Annotated in this window: 19 protein-coding genes, 3 pseudogenes and 1 riboswitch; of the genes and pseudogenes, 16 read left to right on the top strand and 6 right to left on the bottom strand. The window is 45.0% G+C overall.

The window, feature by feature from the left end:
- Positions 1-30 precede the first annotated feature (30 nt).
- The 4 genes from LQ983_RS08650 to LQ983_RS10055 form a co-directional block, all read right to left on the bottom strand.
- Positions 31-861, bottom strand: a complete 831-nt coding sequence (locus LQ983_RS08650) for an SDR family oxidoreductase (protein WP_230622375.1) — start codon at positions 859-861, stop codon at positions 31-33.
- A gap of 65 nt (positions 862-926) precedes the next feature.
- On the bottom strand, positions 927-1,787 hold the full coding sequence (locus LQ983_RS08655; protein ID WP_230622376.1) for a phosphoribosylaminoimidazolesuccinocarboxamide synthase: 861 nt from the start codon (positions 1,785-1,787) through the stop codon (positions 927-929).
- A 235-nt stretch (positions 1,788-2,022) separates the two neighbouring features.
- Positions 2,023-2,934 (bottom strand): porin, encoded by a 912-nt coding sequence (locus LQ983_RS08660; protein ID WP_230622377.1) that lies wholly within the window; start codon positions 2,932-2,934, stop codon positions 2,023-2,025.
- A 1-nt stretch (position 2,935) separates the two neighbouring features.
- Positions 2,936-3,064, bottom strand: a complete 129-nt coding sequence (locus LQ983_RS10055) for a hypothetical protein (protein ID WP_255664705.1) — start codon at positions 3,062-3,064, stop codon at positions 2,936-2,938.
- Between the two features lie 708 nt (positions 3,065-3,772).
- On the opposite strand from LQ983_RS10055, the gene prfC reads away from it, so the two are divergent.
- Positions 3,773-5,356, top strand: coding sequence for a peptide chain release factor 3 (gene prfC / locus LQ983_RS08665; RefSeq protein WP_230622378.1), 1,584 nt, complete (start codon positions 3,773-3,775; stop codon positions 5,354-5,356).
- 75 nt (positions 5,357-5,431) lie between these two features.
- On the opposite strand, the gene LQ983_RS08670 is transcribed toward prfC, so the two are convergent.
- Together LQ983_RS08670 and glnE are read right to left on the bottom strand one after the other, a co-directional pair.
- Positions 5,432-6,379 (bottom strand): bile acid:sodium symporter family protein, encoded by a 948-nt coding sequence (locus tag LQ983_RS08670; RefSeq protein ID WP_230622379.1) that lies wholly within the window; start codon positions 6,377-6,379, stop codon positions 5,432-5,434.
- Between the two features lie 328 nt (positions 6,380-6,707).
- A complete protein-coding gene (gene glnE / locus LQ983_RS08675; protein ID WP_230622380.1) occupies positions 6,708-9,641 on the bottom strand; it encodes a bifunctional [glutamate--ammonia ligase]-adenylyl-L-tyrosine phosphorylase/[glutamate--ammonia-ligase] adenylyltransferase in 2,934 nt (977 codons plus the stop codon).
- Positions 9,642-9,878: 237 nt separating this feature from the next.
- On the opposite strand from glnE, the pseudogene cas3 reads away from it, so the two are divergent.
- The 15 genes and pseudogenes from cas3 (at position 9,879) to thiB (ending at position 24,186) form a co-directional block, all read left to right on the top strand.
- Positions 9,879-12,170, top strand: a pseudogene (gene cas3, locus LQ983_RS08680) (CRISPR-associated helicase Cas3').
- A 96-nt stretch (positions 12,171-12,266) separates the two neighbouring features.
- Positions 12,267-12,551: pseudogene (locus tag LQ983_RS08685) on the top strand (SNF2-related protein); the annotation flags it as partial.
- Positions 12,552-12,666: 115 nt separating this feature from the next.
- On the top strand, positions 12,667-13,248 hold the full coding sequence (locus LQ983_RS08690; RefSeq protein WP_204100896.1) for a hypothetical protein: 582 nt from the start codon (positions 12,667-12,669) through the stop codon (positions 13,246-13,248).
- Positions 13,245-14,189: a DUF4868 domain-containing protein gene (locus LQ983_RS08695; RefSeq protein ID WP_230622381.1), complete on the top strand. Its 945-nt coding sequence runs from the start codon at positions 13,245-13,247 to the stop codon at positions 14,187-14,189. Before LQ983_RS08690 ends, LQ983_RS08695 begins: the two co-directional genes overlap by 4 nt.
- Before the next feature lie 41 nt (positions 14,190-14,230).
- Positions 14,231-14,677 (top strand): annotated as a pseudogene (locus LQ983_RS08700) (DNA methyltransferase); the annotation flags it as partial.
- A gap of 179 nt (positions 14,678-14,856) precedes the next feature.
- Positions 14,857-15,534 carry a type I-C CRISPR-associated protein Cas5c gene (cas5c, locus tag LQ983_RS08705; RefSeq protein ID WP_230622382.1) on the top strand — a complete coding sequence of 226 codons (678 nt, stop codon included), beginning with the start codon at positions 14,857-14,859 and terminating at the stop codon, positions 15,532-15,534.
- Positions 15,531-17,309: a type I-C CRISPR-associated protein Cas8c/Csd1 gene (cas8c, locus tag LQ983_RS08710; RefSeq protein WP_230622383.1), complete on the top strand. Its 1,779-nt coding sequence runs from the start codon at positions 15,531-15,533 to the stop codon at positions 17,307-17,309. The genes cas5c and cas8c overlap by 4 nt, the downstream gene beginning before the upstream one ends.
- Positions 17,310-17,320: 11 nt before the next feature.
- Entirely contained in the window at positions 17,321-18,187 is an 867-nt protein-coding gene (cas7c, locus tag LQ983_RS08715; protein ID WP_230622384.1) for a type I-C CRISPR-associated protein Cas7/Csd2, read from the top strand.
- A 15-nt stretch (positions 18,188-18,202) separates the two neighbouring features.
- The gene (cas4, locus tag LQ983_RS08720; protein ID WP_230622385.1) at positions 18,203-18,853 is read left to right on the top strand and encodes a CRISPR-associated protein Cas4; all 651 of its coding nucleotides are present in this window, start codon (positions 18,203-18,205) and stop codon (positions 18,851-18,853) included.
- A gap of 71 nt (positions 18,854-18,924) precedes the next feature.
- A complete protein-coding gene (locus LQ983_RS08725) occupies positions 18,925-19,572 on the top strand; it encodes a DarT ssDNA thymidine ADP-ribosyltransferase family protein (RefSeq protein ID WP_230622386.1) in 648 nt (215 codons plus the stop codon).
- Between the two features lie 2 nt (positions 19,573-19,574).
- Positions 19,575-20,282: a hypothetical protein gene (locus tag LQ983_RS08730; protein ID WP_230622387.1), complete on the top strand. Its 708-nt coding sequence runs from the start codon at positions 19,575-19,577 to the stop codon at positions 20,280-20,282.
- Between the two features lie 75 nt (positions 20,283-20,357).
- Positions 20,358-21,371 carry a type I-C CRISPR-associated endonuclease Cas1c gene (gene cas1c / locus LQ983_RS08735; protein ID WP_230622388.1) on the top strand — a complete coding sequence of 338 codons (1,014 nt, stop codon included), beginning with the start codon at positions 20,358-20,360 and terminating at the stop codon, positions 21,369-21,371.
- Positions 21,372-21,374: 3 nt separating this feature from the next.
- A complete protein-coding gene (gene cas2, locus LQ983_RS08740; RefSeq protein WP_005702619.1) occupies positions 21,375-21,668 on the top strand; it encodes a CRISPR-associated endonuclease Cas2 in 294 nt (97 codons plus the stop codon).
- Between the two features lie 467 nt (positions 21,669-22,135).
- Positions 22,136-22,223, top strand: a riboswitch (TPP riboswitch).
- Between the two features lie 127 nt (positions 22,224-22,350).
- Positions 22,351-23,160, top strand: coding sequence for a bifunctional hydroxymethylpyrimidine kinase/phosphomethylpyrimidine kinase (gene thiD, locus LQ983_RS08745; protein WP_230622389.1), 810 nt, complete (start codon positions 22,351-22,353; stop codon positions 23,158-23,160).
- Between the two features lie 21 nt (positions 23,161-23,181).
- Positions 23,182-24,186 carry a thiamine ABC transporter substrate binding subunit gene (gene thiB, locus LQ983_RS08750; protein ID WP_230622390.1) on the top strand — a complete coding sequence of 335 codons (1,005 nt, stop codon included), beginning with the start codon at positions 23,182-23,184 and terminating at the stop codon, positions 24,184-24,186.
- Positions 24,187-24,190: the final 4 nt, after the last annotated feature.

Raw genomic sequence — 24,190 nt, forward strand, 5'->3', positions numbered from 1 at the left:
GTAAAAACATTTTGAAAAACAACCGCACTTTTATTCTTCTGTTGTCAACATGAAATTCGGATCCGGATATTGGTAAACAAATTCTAATTCATGACAAATTTTTTCCGCCATGATAATGCGTTGCGGATCTTGTTCTGAGTTAATAAAGTGTGGTGGTTCTAGCCCGTATTTTTCCGCCGCATACTGATAATAGGCTTCCCGTGTTGGGTGCATTGGTGCGGCCAAATGATATAAACGATATCCGCCCGGGGTTTCTAACAATAATTGAATGGCGCGTGCGCAATCGTCTAGATGGACTAAATTCACGGGAGAATGACCGCTCTTGAGTGCTTGTTTTCCAGCAAGAGAATAAACGGGATGGCGATCGTTGCCGACTAAACCGGCAAAACGAATAATATCGCAATCGATGTCTTGCATTTTTGCCAGGGCGTTTTCAATTTCAACCAAGGCGCGCCCTATATCACTGTCCGGCTGTGGCGTGACGGATTCATCAAAATGGGCGGAAATATCAGGAAAAACGGAGACGGAACTAATAAAAATAATGTGGCTTACGCCTTGTAATAAGGCTTCGTTGACCAGATTTTGTACGCCTTCGACATATTGATTGAGATCGAAAAAATATTGGCTCGGCGGAATATTAATGATCAACGAATCCACATCAAGCAATGCACTGACATCATCAGGATCCGCATTAATTTCAGGGGTAAGTTCCAAATGATAGGCTTCCAAACGCATTAAACGCATCTGTTCTACACCATCGTGAGTACGTTTCGTGCCTTTAACTTCCCAGCCTAGATTTTTTAAATGTCGCGCCAGTGGCAAACCTAGCCAACCTAACCCGACAATGGCGACCGACCTCATATTACTCCTATCCGGTTACAAAAAATTCCCACTATTCTAATGCATAGCGGGAATTCCTTTAAGTGTTATTTTGTTAATAAATCCAAGGCTTCTTGGTATTTATCTACGGTCTTCTGAATGATATCCGACGGCACTTTCGGCGCTGGTGGCTGTTTATTCCAACCGCTGTTTTCCAACCAGTCACGAATAAATTGTTTATCAAAAGACGGTGGGTTTATGCCTTCTTTATAAGTCTCTACTGACCAGAAACGGCTAGAATCCGGCGTTAATACCTCATCCATCAAAGTTAACGTACCGTTTTCATCCAAGCCGAATTCAAATTTGGTGTCACAAATGATGATACCTTTGGTTAAGGCATATTTCGCCGCTTCGGTATAAAGTGCGATGGCTTTTTCTTTTACTTGCGCAGCCAAATCTTTGCCGATCAAGTTTTCGCACTCGGCATAGCTAATATTAATATCGTGATTGCCGATTTCTTCTTTGCTGGACGGTGTGAAAATCGGCTCGGGCAATTTGCTGGCTTCCACTAAGCCTTTTGGTAATTCCAAGCCACAAATCGTGCCGGTTTGTTTGTAATCTTTTAGTCCGCTGCCGGTTAAATAGCCACGCACAATAGACTCGATTTTAATCGGGGTTAAGCGTTTACACACTACTGCACGATCTTTCACTAAATCGGCTTCCGCTTTGGGTAACACATCGTAAACGCTGTCACCGGTGAAATGATTCGGCATAATATGCGCCAGTTTGTTAAACCAAAAATTAGAAATTTGTGTCAGGATTTCGCCTTTACGCGGAATCGGATCATCTAAAATCACATCGAACGCCGACAATCTGTCACTGGCGACCATCAACATTCGTTTGTCATCAATTTCATACAAATCCCGTACTTTGCCGGAATAGATTTTTTTTAGACTAAGTTGTGTCATTTCATTTCCTTTTTATCTGCGTAAAAATAATGGCGCGTATTGTACCGCACTTTTTACGCAAACGTTTGCATTTTTTAGTGAGAATTTTATTTTGTGCTGGATTGATGTCTGCGTAAGGAAATAAAGTGCGGTCAGAAAAAAGAATGTTTTTAAGTGGATTATTCAAAATAAAAAGACCGATAGCTTTCGCTATCGGTCAAAAAGACAGTAGTATGTATTTTATGAATAATAAGAATTAGAACATGATACGGGTACCTAAGCCGATGCGAGCTGCATCAGATACTTTTGTACCGTTTTCTTTAACATTCGCTTTGCCGCCTTCAAGGTAAACAGCAACGTGTTTGTTAAATCTGTGGTCAACACCCATTACCCAGCCTCTGTGTTTACCATTAGCTCGGCCTTCATTTTTACCGGTACCCCATAAGAATGCACCGTAAAGGGCGTTTTGCTCGGTTAAATCGACTTTCAAACCTAAGTCAAAACGGTCGATTTTTTCATATTTAGCTTTCATGCTATGTTTGAAGTTGTAATCGCTATGACCTTTCATTGATGTACCATGAGCCCAGTCAAAACCAACGGTCACGATTTTATATTTTACGTCAAAACCGACACCGGCAATTTTTTGTTTGTAGTCTTTGGTTACTACAACATTATCAGCTTTTTTCACTTCGATATAACCGGAACCGAATCTCACACCTACATCGCCCCATTGACCATCATAGAACGCACCTACACCAAAACCTTTACCCGCCTCTGCTTTGGTTTTATCTGCTTCGCCAAAGTAGTAGTCTGCTGCAACACGGAAGCCGGCAAATTTGCTAGACATAAAGTGAACTGCTTTTGGTGCGTTATCGTGTAATACGTTGCCGCCTAATTCGTAAGAATAGTTAGCTTTAGGAATGTGGTCACCTAAAGTAAGTTGACGACCGAAAGTCAATGAACCAACATCTTTATGTGCAAATCCACCGAATAAACGTTTAGTGTTGATGCCATCACCTACAGTACCTTTGTCGGTGAAACGAATTTCAAATGCCGCTAATGCGCTGAAACCGTTACCAATGTCTTGGCTTGCGCGAACGCGAACGCGAGAACCACGGTCAACTAAATCGGTACGTTTACCATTTTTGTCGAAATTTTTATTTTTCATGTTAACGCATTTCGAATGCGCCACGTCCGTCTAATTCAACTTTTGTGCCTTCATTTTTATAAACGACAGCAGCATTTGCTGAAGCGGCAGCCATTGCTGTTACTACTAGTGCGATAAGTGTTTTTTTCATGTTAATCACCTTGAGTTTTAGTTTTAACAAAATTGACGTTCTTATTGTATAAAACTGGAAGTTTCACTCCATTTTGTTTTTGTTAAATGGCGTTTTTCTCGATTTCGGCTCAACGCTAATAAAACTTTTTGCTGCTGTCAATAAATGATAAATTTTACGTGATTTTTAAAATTATTATTTTTCAATGAGTTATGTGATTTACTCATCTTTATTAAATGGCGAAAAGTGTTATCTGGATCACAATTTTTATATTTTCTTGATCGACTATTTTCTATTGGGTTGATATTAAAGTATTGATTTTTATATGTATTTTATTTTTTACAGAAATCACTGTGCAATAAAATAAATAGATAAGTGATTTATTTTGGATTTCATCTTATTTTTGTGATGCTGATCACGTAATAGTTGATGGAATTCGCCTTTAAAAACAATGGGATGGGAAAAGTCCTTCACTCCATTTGAAATAAATTTTTATTTGATGAATGAAAGAGAGAATAAATTTTGTGCGTTTTTAATGCACGCCAAGTGCTTATCATGGCGAAATAAAAATATCCGGAAAATACACCGCACTTTGTTGCAACATGCTCGTATTCATGATTCTCAAACTTGAAAAAAGTGGCTAAAAAGCATATAGTTGCGCCACTCATTTTTGGACCGTCGTTTAAGGCGGTTTCTTTATTTCTTCATCAAATAATATAGACAGAACAGATGACATACCCACAAGAACAAGTTAATAAACGCCGCACGTTTGCGATTATTTCTCACCCCGATGCAGGTAAAACCACCATTACCGAAAAGGTTTTGCTTTATGGTAACGCCATTCAAAAAGCCGGTTCGGTGAAAGGCAAAGGTTCCGCGCAACACGCGAAATCCGACTGGATGGAAATGGAAAAACAACGTGGGATTTCCATTACCACTTCCGTGATGCAATTCCCATACAACGATTGTTTGGTCAACTTGCTCGACACTCCGGGGCATGAGGATTTCTCTGAAGATACCTACCGCACTTTAACGGCGGTGGACAGCTGTTTGATGGTGATCGATTCTTCCAAAGGGGTTGAGGAGCGTACCATTAAGTTGATGGAAGTCGCCCGTTTACGCGACACGCCGATTATCACGTTTATGAATAAACTTGACCGTGATATTCGTGATCCGATGGAATTGTTGGATGAAGTAGAAAACGTATTGAAAATTCACTGTGCGCCAATTACTTGGCCTATCGGCTGCGGTAAATTATTCAAGGGTGTGTATCACTTATACAAAGACGAAACCTATCTTTACCAAACCGGGCAAGGGCACACCATTCAAGAAGTGCGAATTGTAAAAGGCTTGAATAATCCGGAATTGGATAACGCCGTAGGTGACGATTTGGCACAACAATTACGTGATGAATTGGAATTGGTCAAAGGCGCCAGCAATGAATTTGATTTAGATTTGTTCTTAAACGGTGAACTGACACCGGTCTTTTTCGGTACGGCGTTAGGGAATTTCGGCGTGGATCATTTCCTTGATGGCTTAACCGAATGGGCACCTGCGCCACAAGCCCGTCAAGCCGATGTGCGTAAAGTGTCTGCCGATGAAGAAAAATTCAGCGGCTTCGTGTTCAAGATTCAAGCCAATATGGATCCAAAACACCGCGACCGCGTTGCATTCTTACGCGTTGTGTCCGGCAAATATGAAAAAGGCATGAAACTCAAACATGTGCGTATCGGCAAAGACGTGGTGATTTCCGATGCGCTAACCTTTATGGCAGGCGACCGTGCGCATGCAGAAGAAGCCTATGCCGGCGATATTATCGGTTTGCACAATCACGGCACGATTCAAATCGGCGATACCTTTACCCAAGGGGAAGACTTAAAATTCACGGGCATTCCAAACTTTGCACCGGAATTATTCCGCCGTATTCGTTTGAAAGATCCTCTCAAGCAAAAGCAATTATTAAAAGGCTTGGTTCAGCTTTCCGAGGAAGGCGCCGTGCAGGTTTTCCGTCCGTTACTGAATAACGATTTAATCGTTGGGGCAGTGGGCGTGTTGCAGTTTGATGTGGTGGTGTCGCGTTTGAAATCCGAATATAACGTCGAAGCCATTTATGAAACCGTCAACGTGGCAACTGCACGTTGGGTGGAATGTGGCGACGCGAAAAAATTTGAAGAGTTTAAACGTAAAAACGAGCAAAACTTGGCGTTAGATGGTGGCGATAACCTGACTTACATCGCGCCAACAATGGTAAATCTCAACCTTGCCCAAGAGCGTTACCCTGACGTGACATTCTTTAAAACACGTGAACATTAATTCGTTTAAAAACGTTAAAAAAGAAGACCGAACTTTAAGAGATTAAAGTGCGGTCTTTTTTCTAGGTGTTTTTACTTACTTGTTTTCTTCTTCATTACCGTTTTTTAAGGTAGAGAAGTAGTTCGCCAAAATCGGGCCGGAAACGTTGTGCCAGAAACTGAACACGGCACTTGGTACGGCAGCGATTGGGTTCAAATGCGCAGTGGCAAGTGCTGCGCCTAAACCGGAGTTTTGCATACCCACTTCAATGGCGATGGCTTTGCTGTCGTAGTTATTTAATTTGAGTAATCTGGCAGCCATAAAGCCGATGAGGTAACCCAAACAGTTGTGCAACACAACCACACCGAAAATCAATAAACCGGAGTCGATGATTTTGTCTTTACTTCCGGCAACGACTGCAGCAAGAATTAAGACAATCGCGATGACAGAAACCAAAGGCATGGTTTGGCTGATTTGCGACATTTGTTTTTTGAATAGCGCACGAATCACTAAGCCTAAGAAAATTGGGAAAAGCACCATCTCTAATACGGAAACGAACATCGCCGTTGCGTTAATTTCAATCCATTGGCTTGCTAACACATAGAAAATCACCGGCGTTAATAACGGGGCTAACAAGGTGGAAATGGTGGTACAGGCCACAGAAAGTGCGGTGTTACCACGGGCCAAATAGGTCATCACGTTAGAAGATGTACCGCCCGGGCAAGAGCCAACAAGAATCACACCGGCGGCCAAATCGTCCGGCAGATTCAATGCTTTTGCGAGGACAAAAGCGATGGATGGCATGATCACAAATTGCCCGATTACACCGACAATGACGGCTTTCGGATGTTTCGCGACTTCACTGAAATCATTGAAAGTGAGCGTAATCCCCATGCCGAACATGACGATGCCGAGCAAGTAAGGAATATATTGGCGGAGCCATAAAAAGGTTTCCGGCGAGAGAAAGGCGAGGAGAGCGAAAAGTAACACCCAAAGGGCAAAAGTTTTACTGACAAATTGGGTAAATTTAAGCAATGCGTGCATAAAAAATCCTTAAAAATTAAAAGTACGAGTAGTGAAAAAAGGTAGTCAACATAGCAGAAAATCGGAAAAATGAAAAAATATTTTCGGGGCGAAAAAGGCGAAAACGTGAATTTTTTTATTTTCGCAAGAAATTCACGTTTTGAATGATGAAAAAAAAACTGTCAAAAATGACCGCACTTTACGACATTATGTAGCAGTTGCACAAAGCTGAAATGACGGTCACTGAGCTTGTCGAAGTGTAAGTCATTTCAGATTCTCCGATACACAAAACTAATGCTTCGACAGGCTCAGCAAGCGTTTTGTGCATTGGCTACATAATATCGGCACTTTAACGGAACAACCGCTCCCAAATCTCGCGCACAAAGGCGCGTTCCGCACCAAATTCCGACCCGTCCACTACAGAGGGTAAACCGAGCAAATTCAAATGGTGAATACGGTTGCGCAGATCCACATAACATTGTTTTAAACGTTCGCTGTCGGCATCGGAGATTACACCATATTCCGCCATGATTTCGAAAATCCGCACGTTATCTGACCAACGGGTGAGTGCGGGCTGCTGCTGCGAATGCGCCAACACCAAATATTGGGCGATAAATTCAATGTCCGTAATGCCGCCTTGGTCGGTTTTAATGTTGAATTGGGCGTCATCATGTTTTGCCAAATGTTCATACATTTTTTCCCGCATTTCGCAGACATCCTGTTTCAGTTGAACTAAATCACGTGGTGCAGAAAGTACCTTGTGGCGAATGGTTTCAAATTCGTCTCGGAGTTTCTGTTCGCCGAACACCGCACGGCTACGCACCAAGGCTTGTTTTTCCCAGGTCCAGGCTTCGTTTAGTTGATAGTTTTCAAAGGCGGAGAAAGAGCAACCAAGCAACCCTGCATCACCGGATGGACGTAGGCGCATATCCACGTCATATAAAATCCCGGCGCTGGTATTCATACTGAAAATACTGACGATTTTTTGTGCCAAACGTAAATAAAATTGGTTGCTGTCGATGACTTTTTTGCCGCCAACGGTTTGACTGTTGTTGGCGGGATCGTATAAGAAGACGAGATCTAAGTCAGATTTATAGCCTAATTCAATGCCGCCCAATTTGCCGTAGCCCACCACGAGGAAGTTTTTCTCCCCTTCCGCCAAATGTTCGGGCACCCCAAAACGCATGGCGATTTGTTGCCACGCCAAATTGACCACCGCGCCGATAATTGCCTCAGCCAAATAGGTGAGATGATCGCTCACTTTCATTACCGGCAACACGCCGAGAATATCGGCGGCGGCAATGCGGAGCAGGGCAGCGTGCTTAAACTGGCGCAAGCCGTCGATAAATTGTTCTTCGTCATCTTGCGGCAGGCGCAATAAATATTGCTGTAATTCGGAAGTGTACTCGGTAAAGTGCGGTGGATTTCGCAGGGATTTTTGATCGAGCAATTCATCGAGCAAAATCGGGTGGCGCGCCACTTGTTCTGCAATAAATTTTGATTGGGCGCAAAGTTCGATAAGCTGCGTCAAGGCTTGTGGATTCTCAGCTAACAGTTCGAGGTAAGTGGTGCGTGTGAGGATTTTTTCAATAATCGTCAAAATCCGTGGCAGTAAAATAGAGCTGTTGGGCGTGTGTAAAACTTGTTGCAACAGATTTGGCATTAAGCGATTGAGCACTGCCCGCCCGCGCACACCAATAGCATAACGGGGCAGTTCGTTGCGAAATTGCAACAGGCGATCCAACACCGCATCCTGTTCCGCCTCCGGCACGCCGTTTTGTTGCAAAATGCCGAGCAATTCCTGTTCGTCAAAATCTGTTTCGAGGAAATCTTCCCACGCATTTTCCGATGTATTTTCTTCTTGTTCATCGCCAATTAATGACTGAAAAACCGACCGCACTTTGCGCTGATGTTCTTGTAACACGGCGAGAAAACTTGCCCAATCGTGAATCGGGTAGGTGACGGAAACACTTTCTTGTTGCGCACTCCATTGGGTAAATTCCGCGCAGGCGAAGATTAAACGTTGACGATCCAATTCATTGTCGGGCAGTTGTTGGGTTTGTTGATCTTTGATGGCTTGCAGCACATTTTCCGCGCGACGTAGAAATAAATAGGCGTGGCGCAAATCGGATTCCTGTTCGATGGAAATTAAATTCAGCCTGCTCAGTTCCGGCAATAAATTTAGCAATTCGTGCTGCTGCAAGGCAATTTCCCGCCCACCGCGAATTAACTGGAAAACCTGCACGATAAACTCAATTTCACGAATACCGCCCGCGCCCAATTTGATGTTATCGGTGAGGTTGCGGCGGCGTACTTCCCGTTCGATTTTTTGTTTCATCTCACGCAACGCCTGAATCACGCTGAAATCAATGTAGCGACGATATACAAACGGGCGCAATAAATTCTGTAAAACGGCAACATTGGGATCCGTTGCTTGCGCACCTAAAATGCGACCTTTGATCATGGCGTAACGTTCCCAATCGCGACCCTGATCCTGATAATACTGCTCCATGGCGTTAAAACTGAGTGCTAGAGCGCCACTGTCGCCAAAGGGACGTAAACGCATATCCGTGCGGTACACAAAACCATCGGCGGTGTATTGATCCAACGCGTTAATCAAGCGTTGCCCCAAACGGGTGAAAAACTTCGCATTATCCACACTACGGCGTGCCCCCACGGTTTCCCCTTGGCTTGGATAAGTAAAAATCAAATCAATGTCGGAAGAAAAATTCAGCTCAAAGCCACCCAATTTCCCCATGCCGAGAATATATAACTGCTGCGCGTTGCCCTGCGCATCCATCGGCGTGCCCATTTCTTCACAAGCCCGCACATAAAGCCAATCGCGCGCACCAATAATCAGGCTTTCCGCCAGTTGCGATAAACGAATAAAAACCTGTTCCACCGTGGCGAAATTGAGACTCTGGCAAACACTCAGCTTTACCATTTCACGGGCGCGAAACAGACGTAATTCCCGATAAAGCTGTTCTTCCGTTTGCACATGCTGTAACACCTCATCCAACCGCTTGGCGTACTGGTCACAGTCCTCAAAGTGCGGTAGTTTTTCCCAACATTTTGCTAAAAACGCAGGCTGTTTCTGCCACGTCTCCGCCACAAAATCCGACATCGCCACCGCCACAGCAATTTGCCCGATATTCGTTGCGGGATCTTCTCTTTGTTGTTCAATTTGTTCAAACAAGGTGGAATCGAATTTTTCCGGAAAAGATTGAATCAGCACTTCGGCAAGGGAATGGAGTTTATCGGTGAATGGCGCAACAAAAGACATGATGAATCCTTATGAAAAATGGTGCGTCAACTTTAGCATGAAATGGCGAAAATTTCAGGGGAGAAAAAGTGTGATTGGGGTCTCAGAATGAAAAATCGGCGTTAGATGATATGCAATATTTTTGATATGCTCTGTGCGTAAATAAGCGTGGTGTTATGTCTCTAAAAATTTCAATTTATTCATCAAGAAACCACACTTTATTTGAAAAGATATCGTAGTCGAATTTAGGAAGCCAATATGTCCCAATCTGTTACCCGCTACGCCCATTCTGCCGAAGATGAACTCGGCAATCTCTTGTCTTACGAACATTGGCAAACCTTGCAAAGCCATTCGGTCAATGTTGGTGAAATGGCGGCGGAGTTTGCTCGGGTATTTGAGGCGCAGGAAATTGCCTGCCAGACGGGGAAATTGCATGATTTGGGGAAATATTCGGAAGCCTTTAACCGCCGATTGCATGGTGGCTCATCAGTCGATCATGCTACTGCAGGAGCCAAAATCGCTGTCGAGCGTTGGGGAAATGTTATCGGCAAGCTGATGGCGTTTTGTATTGCGGGGCACCATGCCGGATTGGCTAATGGAAACAGCGAAGGCGATAACCGCAGCACTTTGAAACAGCGTTTGGCTTTGCAATTTGGCGCAGATATTCCTGCTCTCGATAACCTGTGGCAACAAGAAATCAAGCTCCCTCAAAACCTGTCCGCACCGCCACTCAAAGCCGACGCGCATCATCCTTTTTTCTCCTACGCCTTCTTCACTCGAATGCTCTATTCCTGTTTGGTGGATGCTGATTATCTTGATACTGAAGCCTTTTATTTAAACCTAGAAAACAAAGCCATCGAGCGAGGCGGCTATCCCGATTTAAACGCCTTACAACACAATTTCAATCAATTTATCAACGATTTCAGACGACGTATCGCCCAAGCTCCAGAATAAACCGAAGCCGAAAAACGCAATGCCGCTTTAAACCGCCTACGCAGCGAAATTTTGGATTATGCTGTAGAACAAGCGGCACAACCGCAAGGGCTGTTCACGCTTACCGTACCAACGGGCGGCGGCAAAACCTTCACTTCCATGGCGTTCGCGCTGGAACACGCCAAACAGCACGGCATGCGGCGCGTGATTTACGTCATCCCGTTCACCAGCATCATTGAACAAAATGCCGCTGAATTTCGCAAAGCCTTTGGCGAATTGGGCGAACAAGCCGTGTTGGAACACCATAGCACCTTCGACGACGGCGAACTGCAAGACGACGCTACCAAAGACAAACTGCGCCTTGCCTCGGAAAACTGGGACGCGCCGATTGTCGTGACCACCGCCGTGCAATTCTTTGAATCCCTCTTTGCCGACCGCTCTTCGCGCTGTCGCAAGCTGCACAACATCGCAGGCTCCGTCATCATCCTTGACGAAGCGCAAATGCTGCCGCTCAATCTTTTGCTGCCCATCATGCAAGCCATCAAAGAACTGGCGCAAAACTACCGCTGCAGCGTCGTCATGTGCACCGCCACCCAGCCAGCCGTGCAAGCCGAAAACGGCTTCTATCGCGGCTTTGAAAACGTGCGCGAAATCGCCCCAAAACCGACCGCACTTTTCGACAAACTGCGCCGCACCACCGTGCAACACATCGGTACACAAACCGACGCCGACCTGCTCGCCAAACTTGCCGAACACCCGAGAATGCTCGTCATCGTCAACAACCGCCGCCATGCCCGCAGCCTGTACGACCAAGCCAAACACCTTGATGGCACGTTCCACCTGACCACCTTAATGTGTGCCAAACACCGCAGCCAAAAACTTGATGAGATCCGAGACCGTCTGAAAAACGGCGAACCCTGCCGCGTTATCGCCACTTCCTTAATTGAAGCCGGCGTTGATGTGGATTTCCCTCTGGTGATGCGCGCCGAAGCAGGGCTGGACAGCGTTGCTCAAGCTGCCGGACGCTGCAACCGCGAAGGCAAAAGGCTACCTGAAAACAGCTTTGTCTGGATATTCGCGCCCGAAGAACAATGGAAAGCCCCGTCTGAACTTGCCACCCAAGCCGCTGTCATGCGCCTGACCGCCGACAGCTTTTCAGACGACCTCTTATCCACCCAAGCCGTCGCCGCCTACTTCACCGAGCTTTATCAATTAAAAGGCAGCGAACTGGACAATAAAAAAATTCTGAAAATGCACAACGATACAGGGCAAAGCCTCGATTTCCCATTCCAAACCATCGCCGACAAGTTTCGCATGATCGAAAGCCATATGCAGCCGCTGATTATTCCATTCGATGGTGAGGCCGAAAACCTCATTAGCAGCCTGCACCACGCCGATCACATCGGCGGACTCTTACGCAAACTGCAACCCTACACCATCCAAATCCCCGAAAAAGCCCTCGCCGCTTTGTATAAAGCAGGGCGTATCGAACCGATTAACGAGAAAAACTTCGGCAAACAGTTTTATACGCTGATTGGGCTGGATTTGTATGATGAAGTGGCGGGGCTTTATTGGGAGGATACGGCGTTTTTGAAGGGGGAGAGTTTGGTGTTTTAAATTAACTTATAATTTATAGAATATTAATTTGATTTTTACCTTTAAAAGGCATATCCTTCCTGTGGCTTAAAAAGTAATTTGGAGAAAATTAAGACCATGTCCCAATCTCAACTGACACTACATCAAGCTCGATACTACTCCTGGTTTTTAACCCGTCAAGCCGAGGGTGGCAGTATGGACTCGTTAGCAACAACATTGGTTGATGCCCAAGTCGATTTAAACCCACATCAAGTTGATGCAGCTTTGTTTGCCTGCAAAAATCCGTTGTCGAAAGGTGTGATTTTGGCAGATGAAGTAGGTTTAGGAAAAACCATCGAAGCGGGCTTGGTAATATTGCAGCATTGGGCAGAACGCAAACGTATAATTCTGATTATCACCCCAACCGTTTGATTGAAGAGCTGGAAGAACAGTTGAAACAGAAGGTTGAAGAGGAAGAATTGTTTTTTATTGAGTGGGAGATGGTGTGATATGAGTCAAATTGAAAGGAAAAATAAATATGGCTGATTCATCTTTAAGATTAAGACCATGGGTCTCGTTAATTCTTTTTATTAGTGCATATTCTCCATTAATGGTGATTATGGCAATTAAACAAATAGATTTGACAAGTCCAAACTATTTTAATTCTCCAGAAATCGGAATTGGCTTATTAGTTGCAGCAATAATTAGCAGCATCATTGTGTTGCAAGTGGTTAAAAGCGTCCGAAGTGGATTAATGGTTGTCGTGAGTAAGGCATCGAATAAGTCAGGAGATATGTTTGGATATACAATTCCTTATATGATGTCTTTTATGCGGATTGACTTAACTGATTGGCAAACAATATTGGCGATTATATTATTTTTGACTGTATTGTTCACTATGGCTTATCGAACACAAACAGTATTTATCAATCCTATCTTGGCTATTTTTGGATATATGTTGATTGATTGTACATTTAAGCGAGGGGAAAAGGAGGTGCAAGCAATGGTTATTACTAAGCAACCCATTAGCTATGGTGATACAGTTTGTTTGGATAGGCTTTCTCATTATCTATATATTCGTTCAAACTCTGACTATAAGAATGATAAGGAAAAATCATGAGCACAAACACTAAAAAACAAATTAAAGAAATACAAGCAGAAAATTTTAACGATTGGTCTGTATCATTCTGGCTGATAAAAAGAAAGGCTCCAACAACTATCAAAGAAGCTTCGTATCATGCTTGGCGTGTCGATATGGATAAAAAATTGCCTACTCGCTTTAAAGGCTACCTGAAAAATCAATTTCAAGGGAAAAAGTTTCATGTTGAGAAATATGATTATAGCAATGCAGACTGTGATGATGTATTGCTAACAGTTGATTCTGGTATCACAGATTTTGAAAAAGTTGAGGCGGAAATAAATAAAGGTTTTGATAATCCAAGAGTAGATAATCATAAAGATCTACTTAATTCATGGGCCTATGTTATTTTGTTTGAAAAAGATGATAAAAAATTGTATGCCTGGAAAAAAATCAATACGGACACGCAGCCTAAAAAGGTGGCTTCAAAAGGGATTCTGTTTTTTATAAATAAAGAATTGGTTGATCCTGATGATAAAGAGGTTTTTGTTATTTATCCAAATTATGATTTTTTTGTTTATAAAAGAACAGTATTTATAGCGAGCAAAAAACAGTTTGAGAGTTCAATGAATTTTCGGGAAGGGATGAAGCGAAAATCTGCCGAAGTGATTGCTGATTTTAAAAATCTTGAAACTTTTAAAAATATAGAATTGATTGAGCAGTATGTTGGTAATAATCTACATCACTTACGAAAAATGGCTTCTATATTAAAATCTGGTTATTATAAACAACCTGATTATCTTAAAAAATTAATTGCTGTCAATAAAAAAGAAAAATGGGATTTGAAGGTGGAGAATGGGCAGATTGTAGTTGAAGAAGAAACAATAGATTTATTGTTAAAACTGCTTAATAACGATCGTTTGCGCTCACCCATCAATGATGAAATATTTGATGCTGCTGCAAAATCCAAGGTTAATAAATAAGGTGTAAAGTTATGACCAAACAAAAACTAGAACTCACCTGAATAGGCAAACACAGACGTCCGAAGTTAGAAGCGCGGATTTTGCTGGAAGACACGGAAAAGTCCTATCATGCCAAAGTGCGGTCAGAATCGGCGGCGTTTGATAACCGATTGATTTTCGGCGACAACCTGCTTGCGCTTAAAGCGTTGGAGCAGGAATTTACGGGTAAGGTGAAATGCGTGTTTATCGAACCACCTTTTAACACTGGCTCTGCGTTTGAACATTACGACGATGGGGTGGAGCATTCTATTTGGATGGGGCTGATGCGCGACCGCTTGGAAATCATCAAACGCCTGCTTTCAGACGATGGTTCGCTATGGATTACCATTGACGACAACGAAGCGCATTATTTGAAAGTCTTGTGTGATGAAGTGTTTGGGCGGAGGAATTTTGTTGTAAATGCCATTTGGGTTAAGAAATCTGCTCCTCAAAATGATGCAAAATTGATTATGTACTGATTCCGTATGATGAAGTTGTTGAATCAAAAAAATTGGCAGATTTTTTAAGATTTGAGAAAAAGTCTGCCTAAAGCGGATCGCACTTATAAAGTGCGTGGGTTGAAACTAAAATTTATAGGTTATCAGTAAAAATCAGCCGCCTTCGGGCGGCTGTGTGTTAAGGAGCTTGTATGGCAAACCAAATCCGCCTATATATTTGGGGCGATTATGCCTGTTTTACCCGTCCGGAGATGAAGGTGGAGCGGGTGTCTTATGATGTCATCACGCCGTCGGCGGCGCGCGGGATTTTGGCGGCGGTGCATTGGAAGCCGGCGATTCGCTGGGTGATTGATAAGATTTATGTGCTAAAGCCGATTCGGTTTGAGTCGGTGCGGCGCAATGAGTTGGGTGGCAAGATTTCGGCGGGCAAGGTCAGCGGCGCGATGAAGCGCAAGAGCGTTGCCGATTTATATACGCTGATTGAAGACGACCGCCAGCAGCGCGCGGCGACGGTGCTTAAAGACGTGGCGTATGTGATTGAAGCCCATGCGGTGCTGACGGCAAAAGCGGGGACGGATGAGACCGTTACCAAGCATATTGAGATGTTCAAACGCCGTGCGAAAAAGGGGCAATGCTTTCAGCAGCCTTGTTTGGGCGTGCGTGAATTCCCTGCCGATTTTGCGTTGATTGACGAGAGCGAGCCGCTGCCGTCGTCGGCATTATCGGAAAGCGAGGCAAACCGCGATTTAGGCTGGATGCTGCACGATATTGATTTTGACCATGGCAACACGCCGCATTTTTTCCGCGCGCAAATGAAAGAGGGCGTGATTGATGTGCCGCCGTTTTACGCCGAGGAGGTAAAAGCATGATTCTTGCGTCCCTTGCCCGCTATTACCGCCGTTTGGCAGCAAAAACCGATGAAATGGGCAACCCGAAAGTGCCACCTTATGGCTTTAGCGAAGAGAAAATCGGTTGGATTTTGGTGTTGGATAAAGAAGGCCGTCTGAAAACCGTTGTGCCGAATCTGACTGCCGATAAAAAGCCGCAGCCGAAACTGATGAGCGTGCCGCGCCCTGAAAAACGCACGTCGGGCATCAAGCCGAATTTTTTGTGGGATAAAACCGCCTACGCGCTTGGCGTGGAAGCCAATAAAAACAAAGCCGAAGCCAAAGAAAAACCGTTTACACCGTCTGAAAAAACCTTTGACGCCTTCAAGCAATACCATCTCGATTTACTGCAAAACAGCGACGATGAAGGCTTGCAAGCCTTGTGCCGTTTTCTGCAAAACTGGCAGCCTGCACATTTTGCTGCCGAAAATCTGCCTACCGAAATGCTGGATGCCAACATCGCATTTTCTCTTGAAAAACCGACCGCACTTATCCATAAACGTGAAGCCGCGCAAACCTTGTGGGCAGGCTGCCTGAAAAGCGACGAAGCGCTCGAAGGCTTGTGTCTGATTAGCGGCGACACTGCCCCGATTGCGCGGCTGCATCCGGCGATTAAAGGCGTGTTTGGCGGGCAAAGCTCCGGCGGCTCGATTATCTCGTTCAATAAAGAAGCTTTTGCCTCTTTCGGCAAGGAGCAAGGCGCAAATGCACCCGTTTCCGAACAATCTGCCTTTGCCTACACCACCGCGCTGAACTATCTGTTGCGCCGCGAAAACAATCACTGCCTGACCATCGGCGACGCCAGCACGGTCTTTTGGGCGGAAGCGGACGATAGCGCTACGGCGCAGGCTGCCGAAGGCTTCTTCGCGCACGTGTTCACGCCGCCGGACGATGAACAAGAAAGTGCCAAAGTTTTCAACGTATTGGAAGAAATGAGCAAGGGCCGTCCGCTGCAAGAAATTGCGCCCGAACTCTCTCCCAATACCCATTTTTATATCTTAGGGCTTGCCCCCAATGCCGCGCGGATTTCTGTTCGGTTTTGGCTGGACACCACGTTTGGGCAGTTGGCGGAAAATTTGGCGCAGCATTGGCAAGATTTAGCCCTTGAGCCTTGCGCCTGGAAAACCCCGCCGTCTATTTGGCGACTCTTATTGCAAACCGCCGTGCTAGGCAAAAGCGAAAACATCTCGCCCGTATTGGCAGGTGAGATGACCCGCGCCGTGATTTGCGGCACGCCGTACCCCTTGAGTTTGCTGTCGCAACTGATTACCCGAATCCGCGACGACGGCGACGTGAACGGCCTGCGCGTGGCAATGATGAAAGCCGTATTAGAGCGGCGTTTTAGAAAAGGTTTTATCGAAGAAGGAGTTCCTATGAGTTTGAACAATGAAAGCCCGAATCGCGCCTATCTTTTAGGGCGGCTGTTTGCCGTGTTGGAGCGCATTCAATATCAGGCGTTGGGCGAATTAAACGCCGGCATCGCCGACCGCTATTACGGCTCTGCCTCCGCCGTGCCGTTTTCGGTTTTTCCGCGTCTTTTGTCGGGCGCAAAACACCATTTATCGCGCTTGCGTAAAGACAAAGCCGGTATGGCGGTGAATTTGGATAAAGATTTGGGTGAAATCATTGCCAAATTACCCGAAACCTTCCCGCGCCATTTGAGCATTGACGAGCAAGGCCGCTTTGCCATCGGCTATTACCATCAAAAACAAAGCTATTTTGCTAAAAAAGAAACCGCTGAAACCATTGAAAACTAAGGAGCCAGAAAATGTCTGCCATTCAAAACCGCTATGAATTTGTTTACTTTTTTGATGTAACCAACGGCAACCCCAACGGCGATCCCGATGCAGGCAATATGCCGCGCCTCGATCCCGAATCCAGTAAAGGCTTGGTAACCGATGTTTGCTTAAAACGCAAAATCCGTAATTTTGTAGAAATTAGCAGCGAAAACGAAGCCGGTTACGAAATTTACGTCAAAGAAAAAAGCGTGTTAAACCTGCAAAACAAACGCGCTTATGAAGCGCTCGGCATTGAGTCGGAAGCCAAAAAACTGCCAAAAGACGAAGCCAAAGCCCGCGACATTACCGCTTGGATGTGTAAAAACTTCTTTGACATCCGCACCTTTGGCGCGGTGATGACTACCGAAGTCAACAGCGGACAAGTGCGCGGTCCGGTACAACTGGCGTTTGCTCAATCCATCGACCCGATTGTGCCGCTGGAAGTTTCCATCACCCGCATGGCGGTAACCAACGAAAAAGACTTGGAAAAAGAACGCACTATGGGGCGTAAATACATCGTCCCTTACGCGCTCTACCGCGTGCATGGCTTTATCTCCGCCAACCTTGCCGCCAAAACCGGTTTTTCAGACGACGATTTAGCCAAACTCTGGCAAGCCCTGCAACTGATGTTTGAACACGACCGCTCCGCTGCCCGTGGCGAAATGGCGGCACGCAAACTGATTGTTTTCAAACACGACAGCGCGCTCGGCAGCCTGCCTGCACATAAATTGTTTGACGCCGTGAAAGTTGAACGCATAAACGGCGAATCAGGTACGCCTGCAAGCGGTTTTGGCGATTACAACATCAGCGTGGTTTCAGACGGCCTGAATGGCGTGAGTGTGGAAGAGTTGCTTTAAAAAACGTTTGAAAAAATGACCGCACTTTTAACCGAAATCCAAGGGGAAGATCAGGACACGCGCCTGATCCCCCTTTCCGCCCTGCAACACTACGCCTTCTGCCCGCGCCAATGCGCGTTGATTCACAACGAGCAGGCGTGGGCAGAGAACTATTTGACCGCGCAGGGCAAGGCGTTGCATGAGCGGGTGGATTCGGGCGAGCCGGAAACGCGCAAGGGCGTGCGCTTTGAGCGGACGGTGCATGTTTCGGCGGAAAAATTGGGCATCAGCGGCGTGTTGGATTTGGTGGAAGTGGAAACGAAAACAGGTCGTCTGAAACCCGTGGAATACAAACGCGGCAAGCCCAAACCCAACCCGATGGACGAAATCCAGCTTTGCGCCCAAGGCTTGTGCTTGGAAGAAATGACAGGGCAAATCGTTAACGAAGGCGCGCTGTGGTATATGCAAACCCGCCACCGCGTTCCCGTCGTGTTTTCAGACGACCTGCGCGCCCAAACACTCGCCACCATCGCCGCCGTCCGCGAACTTCTAAACAGCGGCCAAACCCCGCCACCCGACTACGGCAAACGCTGCAAAGCCTGCTCACTGGTGGAGATTTGCCAGCCGGAGTTGTTGGGAAAACGGGATCGGAGTGTGGGGTATGTGGCGGGGTTGTTTGGGGAGTGAATAACAAAATAATTATTTTTAGACTTCTAACAAGTAGAGCTGATTAATTAATGATATAAGGGAACTTTATCATGGCTATTAAAGATATTTTACAACGAAGAGGTATAAAACACCTATGCCATTTCACACAATTGGATAATCTTGACTCAATCTTAATTCATGGATTGATTCCTAGGGTCGATTTATATAACGCAGAATTTAATTCTAATCCTAGTTTGTCTATTCACGGTGTTTTTAATGATAGGTTTCGACTTGATGGAAAGCCTGAAGCAATTTGTTTGTCTATTTCATTTCCGAATAGTAGTATGTTTTATGGTTTACGCTGTTCTAATAGTTCTGTTAAGTGGGCTGTAATTGTTTTAAATGCACAGGTTTTGATAGATAAAGATTGTGCCTTTTACCCTACTAACGCAGCTAATAGCAATGTAAATTCCATTCCTATCTCTAATTTTCAAGGAGAAGAAGCGTTAGAACAATTATTTAAAACAAATGGTAATAGACAAAATCTTTTGGAAAAAGATCCAACAGACGTTCAGGCAGAAGTTTTAGTATTTGATACGATCGAATCTGATTATATTTTAGGAGCGGTTCTAATGTCAGATGAAGATGTGAATTATTTTAAAGAAAAATTTAGTAAGCTGACTTTTTTCAAACATAGATACTGGGATGTATTTAGTGATAGATATTGTGCAAGAAAAAATGGTTTTGAAGGATACTAGATATGGCAACTCGTCCAATTTTTATCTCTAAAACTGATGGAGATTTTTTGGTAAGAACAAAAAATATAGATTTTAAATGGTTTGCAGGCCAATCAGATTCTCAAAAACAAAAATCTATAGATTCTTTGCATTTAGAAGCTAAAAAGCTTGAAGGTGTAGGGAAAATTTTAGAAATTTCAAGTAAATCTAAAAACGAATTAGGTGTTGCCTTAAGTGCTTTTAATCTAATGATTAAAAGTGCAAGAGGTAAGCAAGTAAGTGTTGAGTGTGTCTTCCAAAGCAGCAAAGTTTTTGAGGGAGATATTCAATACTTAGATTTGCTTGAAGTATCATCAAGAGAAGCAAAAAAAGACTCTAGACTCAAATCATCTGGAATGGTAATAGCTTTTCGTACCTATGGAAAAAAAGATAAAGAATGGGGAACTAAACCTATTACAGCCTATTATGATTGGCTATACGTTAATGCTTTAAATCAGCATACAGAATTTCATGAAGAGCTTCTGGAATATTCAGCATTTAGTGATATTGAATTTAATCCTGAAAAATCGCTCAACTGTCAGGCATATTCAGTAGCATTATTCTGTGCTTTGTATAGAAGAGGAATTTTACAGGACGTTCTCAAATCTCAAAAAGATTTCTTATCTATATATAAAGATTACAAAATTGATAACTCTTATACTTCAAGAAAGCAGTTGGGGATGTTTCTGTAACCCTAACAGTAATTTTTAGGTAGCCCAACCCCGTTAAACATTCAAAAGCACAGCCAAAACCCAAGGAGCTTCCCCATGCGCAAACTGCAAAACACGCTCTATATCACCACCCAAGGCAGCTATCTGCATAAGGAACGGGAGACGCTGGTGGTGGAGCAGGAGCGTAAAAAGGTAGCGCAGTGGCCGGTGCATTCCATCGGGCATATTTTCTGTTTTGGGAATGTGCTGGTGTCGCCGTTTTTGTTGGGATTTTGCGGTGAAAATAATGTGAATTTGGCGTTTTTTACCGAAAACGGACGTTTCTTGGGGCGGCTTCAGGGGCGGCAGAGCGGCAATGTGCTTTTGCGTTGGGCGCAGTATCGGGTGTCGGAGCAAAATCCCGTGCCGATTGCGCGCAATATCATTGCGGCGAAGATTCAGGCGGGTAAGCGGGTGCTTCAGCGGCAGATTCGCAATTACGGCGAGAATGCGGCGATTCAAAGTGCGGTCGATGCTTTGAATATTTCGCTGCGGCAGTTGAAGGGTGTGGCGGAGCTGGACGTGGTGCGCGGCATTGAGGGCGATGCGGCGGCACGTTATTTCGGCGTGTTCGGGCAGCTTTTGAGCGAAAAGAGCGGCTTTACTTTTGACGGGCGCAACCGCCGTCCGCCCAGAGACGGGGTGAATGCGCTGTTGTCGTTTGTGTACAGTCTGTTAGGCAAGGACATCAGCGGCGCGCTGCAAGGCGTGGGACTGGACCCGCAGGTGGGTTTTCTACACGCCGACCGCCCGGGGCGCGACAGTTTGGCGCAGGATATTTTGGAAGAATTCCGCGCATGGTGGGCAGACAGGTTGGTGCTGTCGCTGATTAACCGCGGGCAAATCAAACCGCAGGATTTTGTTACCGAGGCAAGCGGCGCGGTAAGCTTAAAAGCCGATGCGCGTAAGCTCTTGTTCCAAGCCCTGCAGGCGAAAAAGCAGGAGAAAATCGTGCATCCGTTTTTGGGCGAGGAAGTGGAAATCGGCTTGCTGCCGTATATTCAGGCAATGCTATTGGCGCGGCACTTGCGCGGGGATTTGGCGGAATATCCGCCGTTTTTGATGAGATAAGCTATGTTAATGCTGATTACTTATGATATTTCTTTTGACGATCCAAACGGGCAAGCGCGATTGCGCCGTATCGCAAAACATTGCTTAGATTACGGTGTGCGGGCGCAATATTCGGTATTTGAATGCGATGTCACGCCTGACCAATGGGTTATGTTGAAAAATAAACTGTTGGAAACCTACGACCCCACATGTGACAGCCTGCGTTTTTATCATTTAGGCAGTAAATGGCGTAATAAAGTGGAGCATCATGGGGCAAAACCGGCAGTAGATGTATTTAAAGACGTGCTTGTCATTTAGTTCGCTAACCTGTTGTTCTCATCAAAAACCTGATGGGATAGCGATCTTTGTTTTCTTTAACAATTTGGATAAGTTAATCTATTTGTATAACGGCAATGTGGCCGTTATACTGACTAAACTCCTTATCATAAAATCAGTTAGCGAAATACAGTGTTTAATTCGCTGATTTTTCTTGCTTTTTTATGTAGGGAGCAGCCACCTTCGGGTGGCTGTGTGTTGAAACGTTTTCCTCGGCTTTCACCTCAACAACTTGCCCCAGCAGCCACCTTCGGGTGGCTGTGTGTTGAAACTTGCTATTTATTTGCATTAAACCCACGGAATAGGCAGCCACCTTCGGGTGGCTGTGTGTTGAAACTGCGACGAGTGTCGGCACGGTTCGGCTAAACTGTGCAGCCACCTTCGGGTGCTGGGTGTCGATATATTACAATCCCCTTGCCCTTCCTCAGCAAAATAGATAGACTGAACCCCGTTATTAGTCGGGGTGCTTTGTGCTGAGATCATACCCGTGAACCTGATACAGTTAATACTGACGTAGGAAACTAACGAGAAAATCATACTTCCTTTCTTTTTCTCCACATCTTCTTCATTCGTCATTATTGCTGATTATCTTTTTTCATTAAAAAAGGAACAATGATGCAATATGAGTTTTCTCGTTCTGTGCCGGTAAATGGCGGAGGACGTTATGAGTAAAGTTGCGCAGGCGTTGACCATTGCCGGGTCGGATAGTGGTGGTGGCGCCGGAATTCAGGCAGATTTAAAAACATTTCAAATGCGTGGTGTATTTGGTACCTCGGTGATTACGGCCGTCACGGCGCAAAACACCTTAGGTGTCTTTGATATTCACGCCATCCCCCTTCAAACCATTCAAAGCCAGCTGAAAGCGATTGCTGATGATTTCACGATTAGCGCCTTTAAAATCGGTATGTTAGGCACAGCAGAGATTATCGAATGTGTCGCTGAGGCATTAAATCAGTATCACTTCGGCACGTTGGTGTTAGATCCTGTCATGATCGCCAAAGGCGGTGCACCCTTGTTACAACAAAGTGCGGTCGATTCTTTGAATACATTTTTATTGCCGTTGGCAGATGTGATTACGCCGAACTTGCCGGAAGCCAAGGCACTGACAGGCGTGGAAGTCATTGACGATCAAACAGCGCAACACGCAGCGCAAATTTTGCAGGAACGTGGTGTGAAAACGGTGGTGATTAAAGGCGGACACAGCGCGCATTCACAAAGTGCGGTATGTCGCGATTGGGTTTTTACCCCCAGCGCACAATTTACTTTAGAAAGCCCACGTTATGCGACAGCGCAAACGCATGGTACGGGTTGCACGTTCTCCGCTTGTATGACGGCAGAACTTGCCAAGGGCGCTTCCGTGGAACAGGCGATTAAAACAGCAAAAGATTACATTACGGCGGCAATCAGCCATCCGTTAAATATCGGTCATGGACATGGACCGACTAATCATTGGGCTTATCAAGACAAAGTATAATTCATACTGAGGAACAGACATATGAAAAAAACAACGTTAATTTTGACCGCACTTTCTTTATGCGCCGGCACCGCATTGGCGAATCATCATGAAGAAACCGTGAATATTTATACTTATGATTCTTTTACCTCTGATTGGGGCGCTGGCCCGAAAGTGAAGCAGGCATTTGAACAGCAATTTCCGTTTTGCAAGGTGAATTATGTGCCGTTTGAAAGCGGTGGTACGTTGTTTAACCGTGTGCGTTTAGAAGGCCATAAAACCAAAGCGGATATCGTGTTGGGCTTGGATAATTTTGTGTTGGACGAAGCGAAAAAAAGCCAATTATTTGATTCAAATAGCATCGACTTAAGCAAACTTTCTTTACCAAATCAATGGACGGATAACACGTTCTTGCCTTACGATTTCGGCACTTACGCCTTTGTCTATGACAAAAATAAAGTGAAAAATCCGCCGAAAAGCTTGAAAGAATTGGTAGAGCGGGAAGATTTACGTGTGATCTATCAAGATCCGCGCACCAGTAGTGTGGGACGTGGTTTATTAGTGTGGATGAATACGGTTTATCCTGAAGACCAAGTGGCGCAAGCCTGGCAACAACTTACCAAACACACAGTTACGGTGGGCAAAGGCTGGTCTGACACTTACGGCGCATTTCTGAAAGGGGAAGCCGATGTGGTATTGAGTTACACCACTTCGCCGTTATATCACCAATTATTTGAAAATAAAGACAATTATGCGGCAACCACGTTTGCTGAAGGCAATGTGATGCAAGTGGAATTGGCGGCGCGAATCGCAGAACATAAAAATCAATGTGCTGATCACTTCATGGATTTTTTGGTGACACCGGAAGCGCAAAAACAGATTGTCACGGCAAACGTGATGTTCCCGGTGATCCAAGCGCCGGTTGAACCGCACTTTGATGCCCTAAAAGAAAATGTGTTGAAGCAGTCTTTCTTGAATACCTCCAATGTTAGCCCGGAAATGTTGCGGAGTTGGATTCATCAATGGCAAACCACATTAACTAAATAATTTG

The sequence above is a fragment of the Aggregatibacter sp. Marseille-P9115 genome (assembly GCF_920939465.1).
Taxonomy (GTDB): Bacteria; Pseudomonadota; Gammaproteobacteria; order Enterobacterales; family Pasteurellaceae; genus Aggregatibacter; species Aggregatibacter segnis_B.

Coding starts and splice junctions, on each gene's coding strand:
- LQ983_RS08650 (WP_230622375.1), bottom strand. CDS start 861: ATGAGGTCGGTCGCCATTGTCGGGTTAGGTTGGCTAGGTTTGCCACTG.
- LQ983_RS08655 (WP_230622376.1), bottom strand. CDS start 1,787: ATGACACAACTTAGTCTAAAAAAAATCTATTCCGGCAAAGTACGGGAT.
- LQ983_RS08660 (WP_230622377.1), bottom strand. CDS start 2,934: ATGAAAAATAAAAATTTCGACAAAAATGGTAAACGTACCGATTTAGTT.
- LQ983_RS10055 (WP_255664705.1), bottom strand. CDS start 3,064: ATGAAAAAAACACTTATCGCACTAGTAGTAACAGCAATGGCTGCCGCT.
- prfC (WP_230622378.1), top strand. CDS start 3,773: ATGACATACCCACAAGAACAAGTTAATAAACGCCGCACGTTTGCGATT.
- LQ983_RS08670 (WP_230622379.1), bottom strand. CDS start 6,379: ATGCACGCATTGCTTAAATTTACCCAATTTGTCAGTAAAACTTTTGCC.
- glnE (WP_230622380.1), bottom strand. CDS start 9,641: ATGTCTTTTGTTGCGCCATTCACCGATAAACTCCATTCCCTTGCCGAA.
- LQ983_RS08690 (WP_204100896.1), top strand. CDS start 12,667: ATGGCTGATTCATCTTTAAGATTAAGACCATGGGTCTCGTTAATTCTT.
- LQ983_RS08695 (WP_230622381.1), top strand. CDS start 13,245: ATGAGCACAAACACTAAAAAACAAATTAAAGAAATACAAGCAGAAAAT.
- cas5c (WP_230622382.1), top strand. CDS start 14,857: ATGGCAAACCAAATCCGCCTATATATTTGGGGCGATTATGCCTGTTTT.
- cas8c (WP_230622383.1), top strand. CDS start 15,531: ATGATTCTTGCGTCCCTTGCCCGCTATTACCGCCGTTTGGCAGCAAAA.
- cas7c (WP_230622384.1), top strand. CDS start 17,321: ATGTCTGCCATTCAAAACCGCTATGAATTTGTTTACTTTTTTGATGTA.
- cas4 (WP_230622385.1), top strand. CDS start 18,203: ATGACCGCACTTTTAACCGAAATCCAAGGGGAAGATCAGGACACGCGC.
- LQ983_RS08725 (WP_230622386.1), top strand. CDS start 18,925: ATGGCTATTAAAGATATTTTACAACGAAGAGGTATAAAACACCTATGC.
- LQ983_RS08730 (WP_230622387.1), top strand. CDS start 19,575: ATGGCAACTCGTCCAATTTTTATCTCTAAAACTGATGGAGATTTTTTG.
- cas1c (WP_230622388.1), top strand. CDS start 20,358: ATGCGCAAACTGCAAAACACGCTCTATATCACCACCCAAGGCAGCTAT.
- cas2 (WP_005702619.1), top strand. CDS start 21,375: ATGTTAATGCTGATTACTTATGATATTTCTTTTGACGATCCAAACGGG.
- thiD (WP_230622389.1), top strand. CDS start 22,351: ATGAGTAAAGTTGCGCAGGCGTTGACCATTGCCGGGTCGGATAGTGGT.
- thiB (WP_230622390.1), top strand. CDS start 23,182: ATGAAAAAAACAACGTTAATTTTGACCGCACTTTCTTTATGCGCCGGC.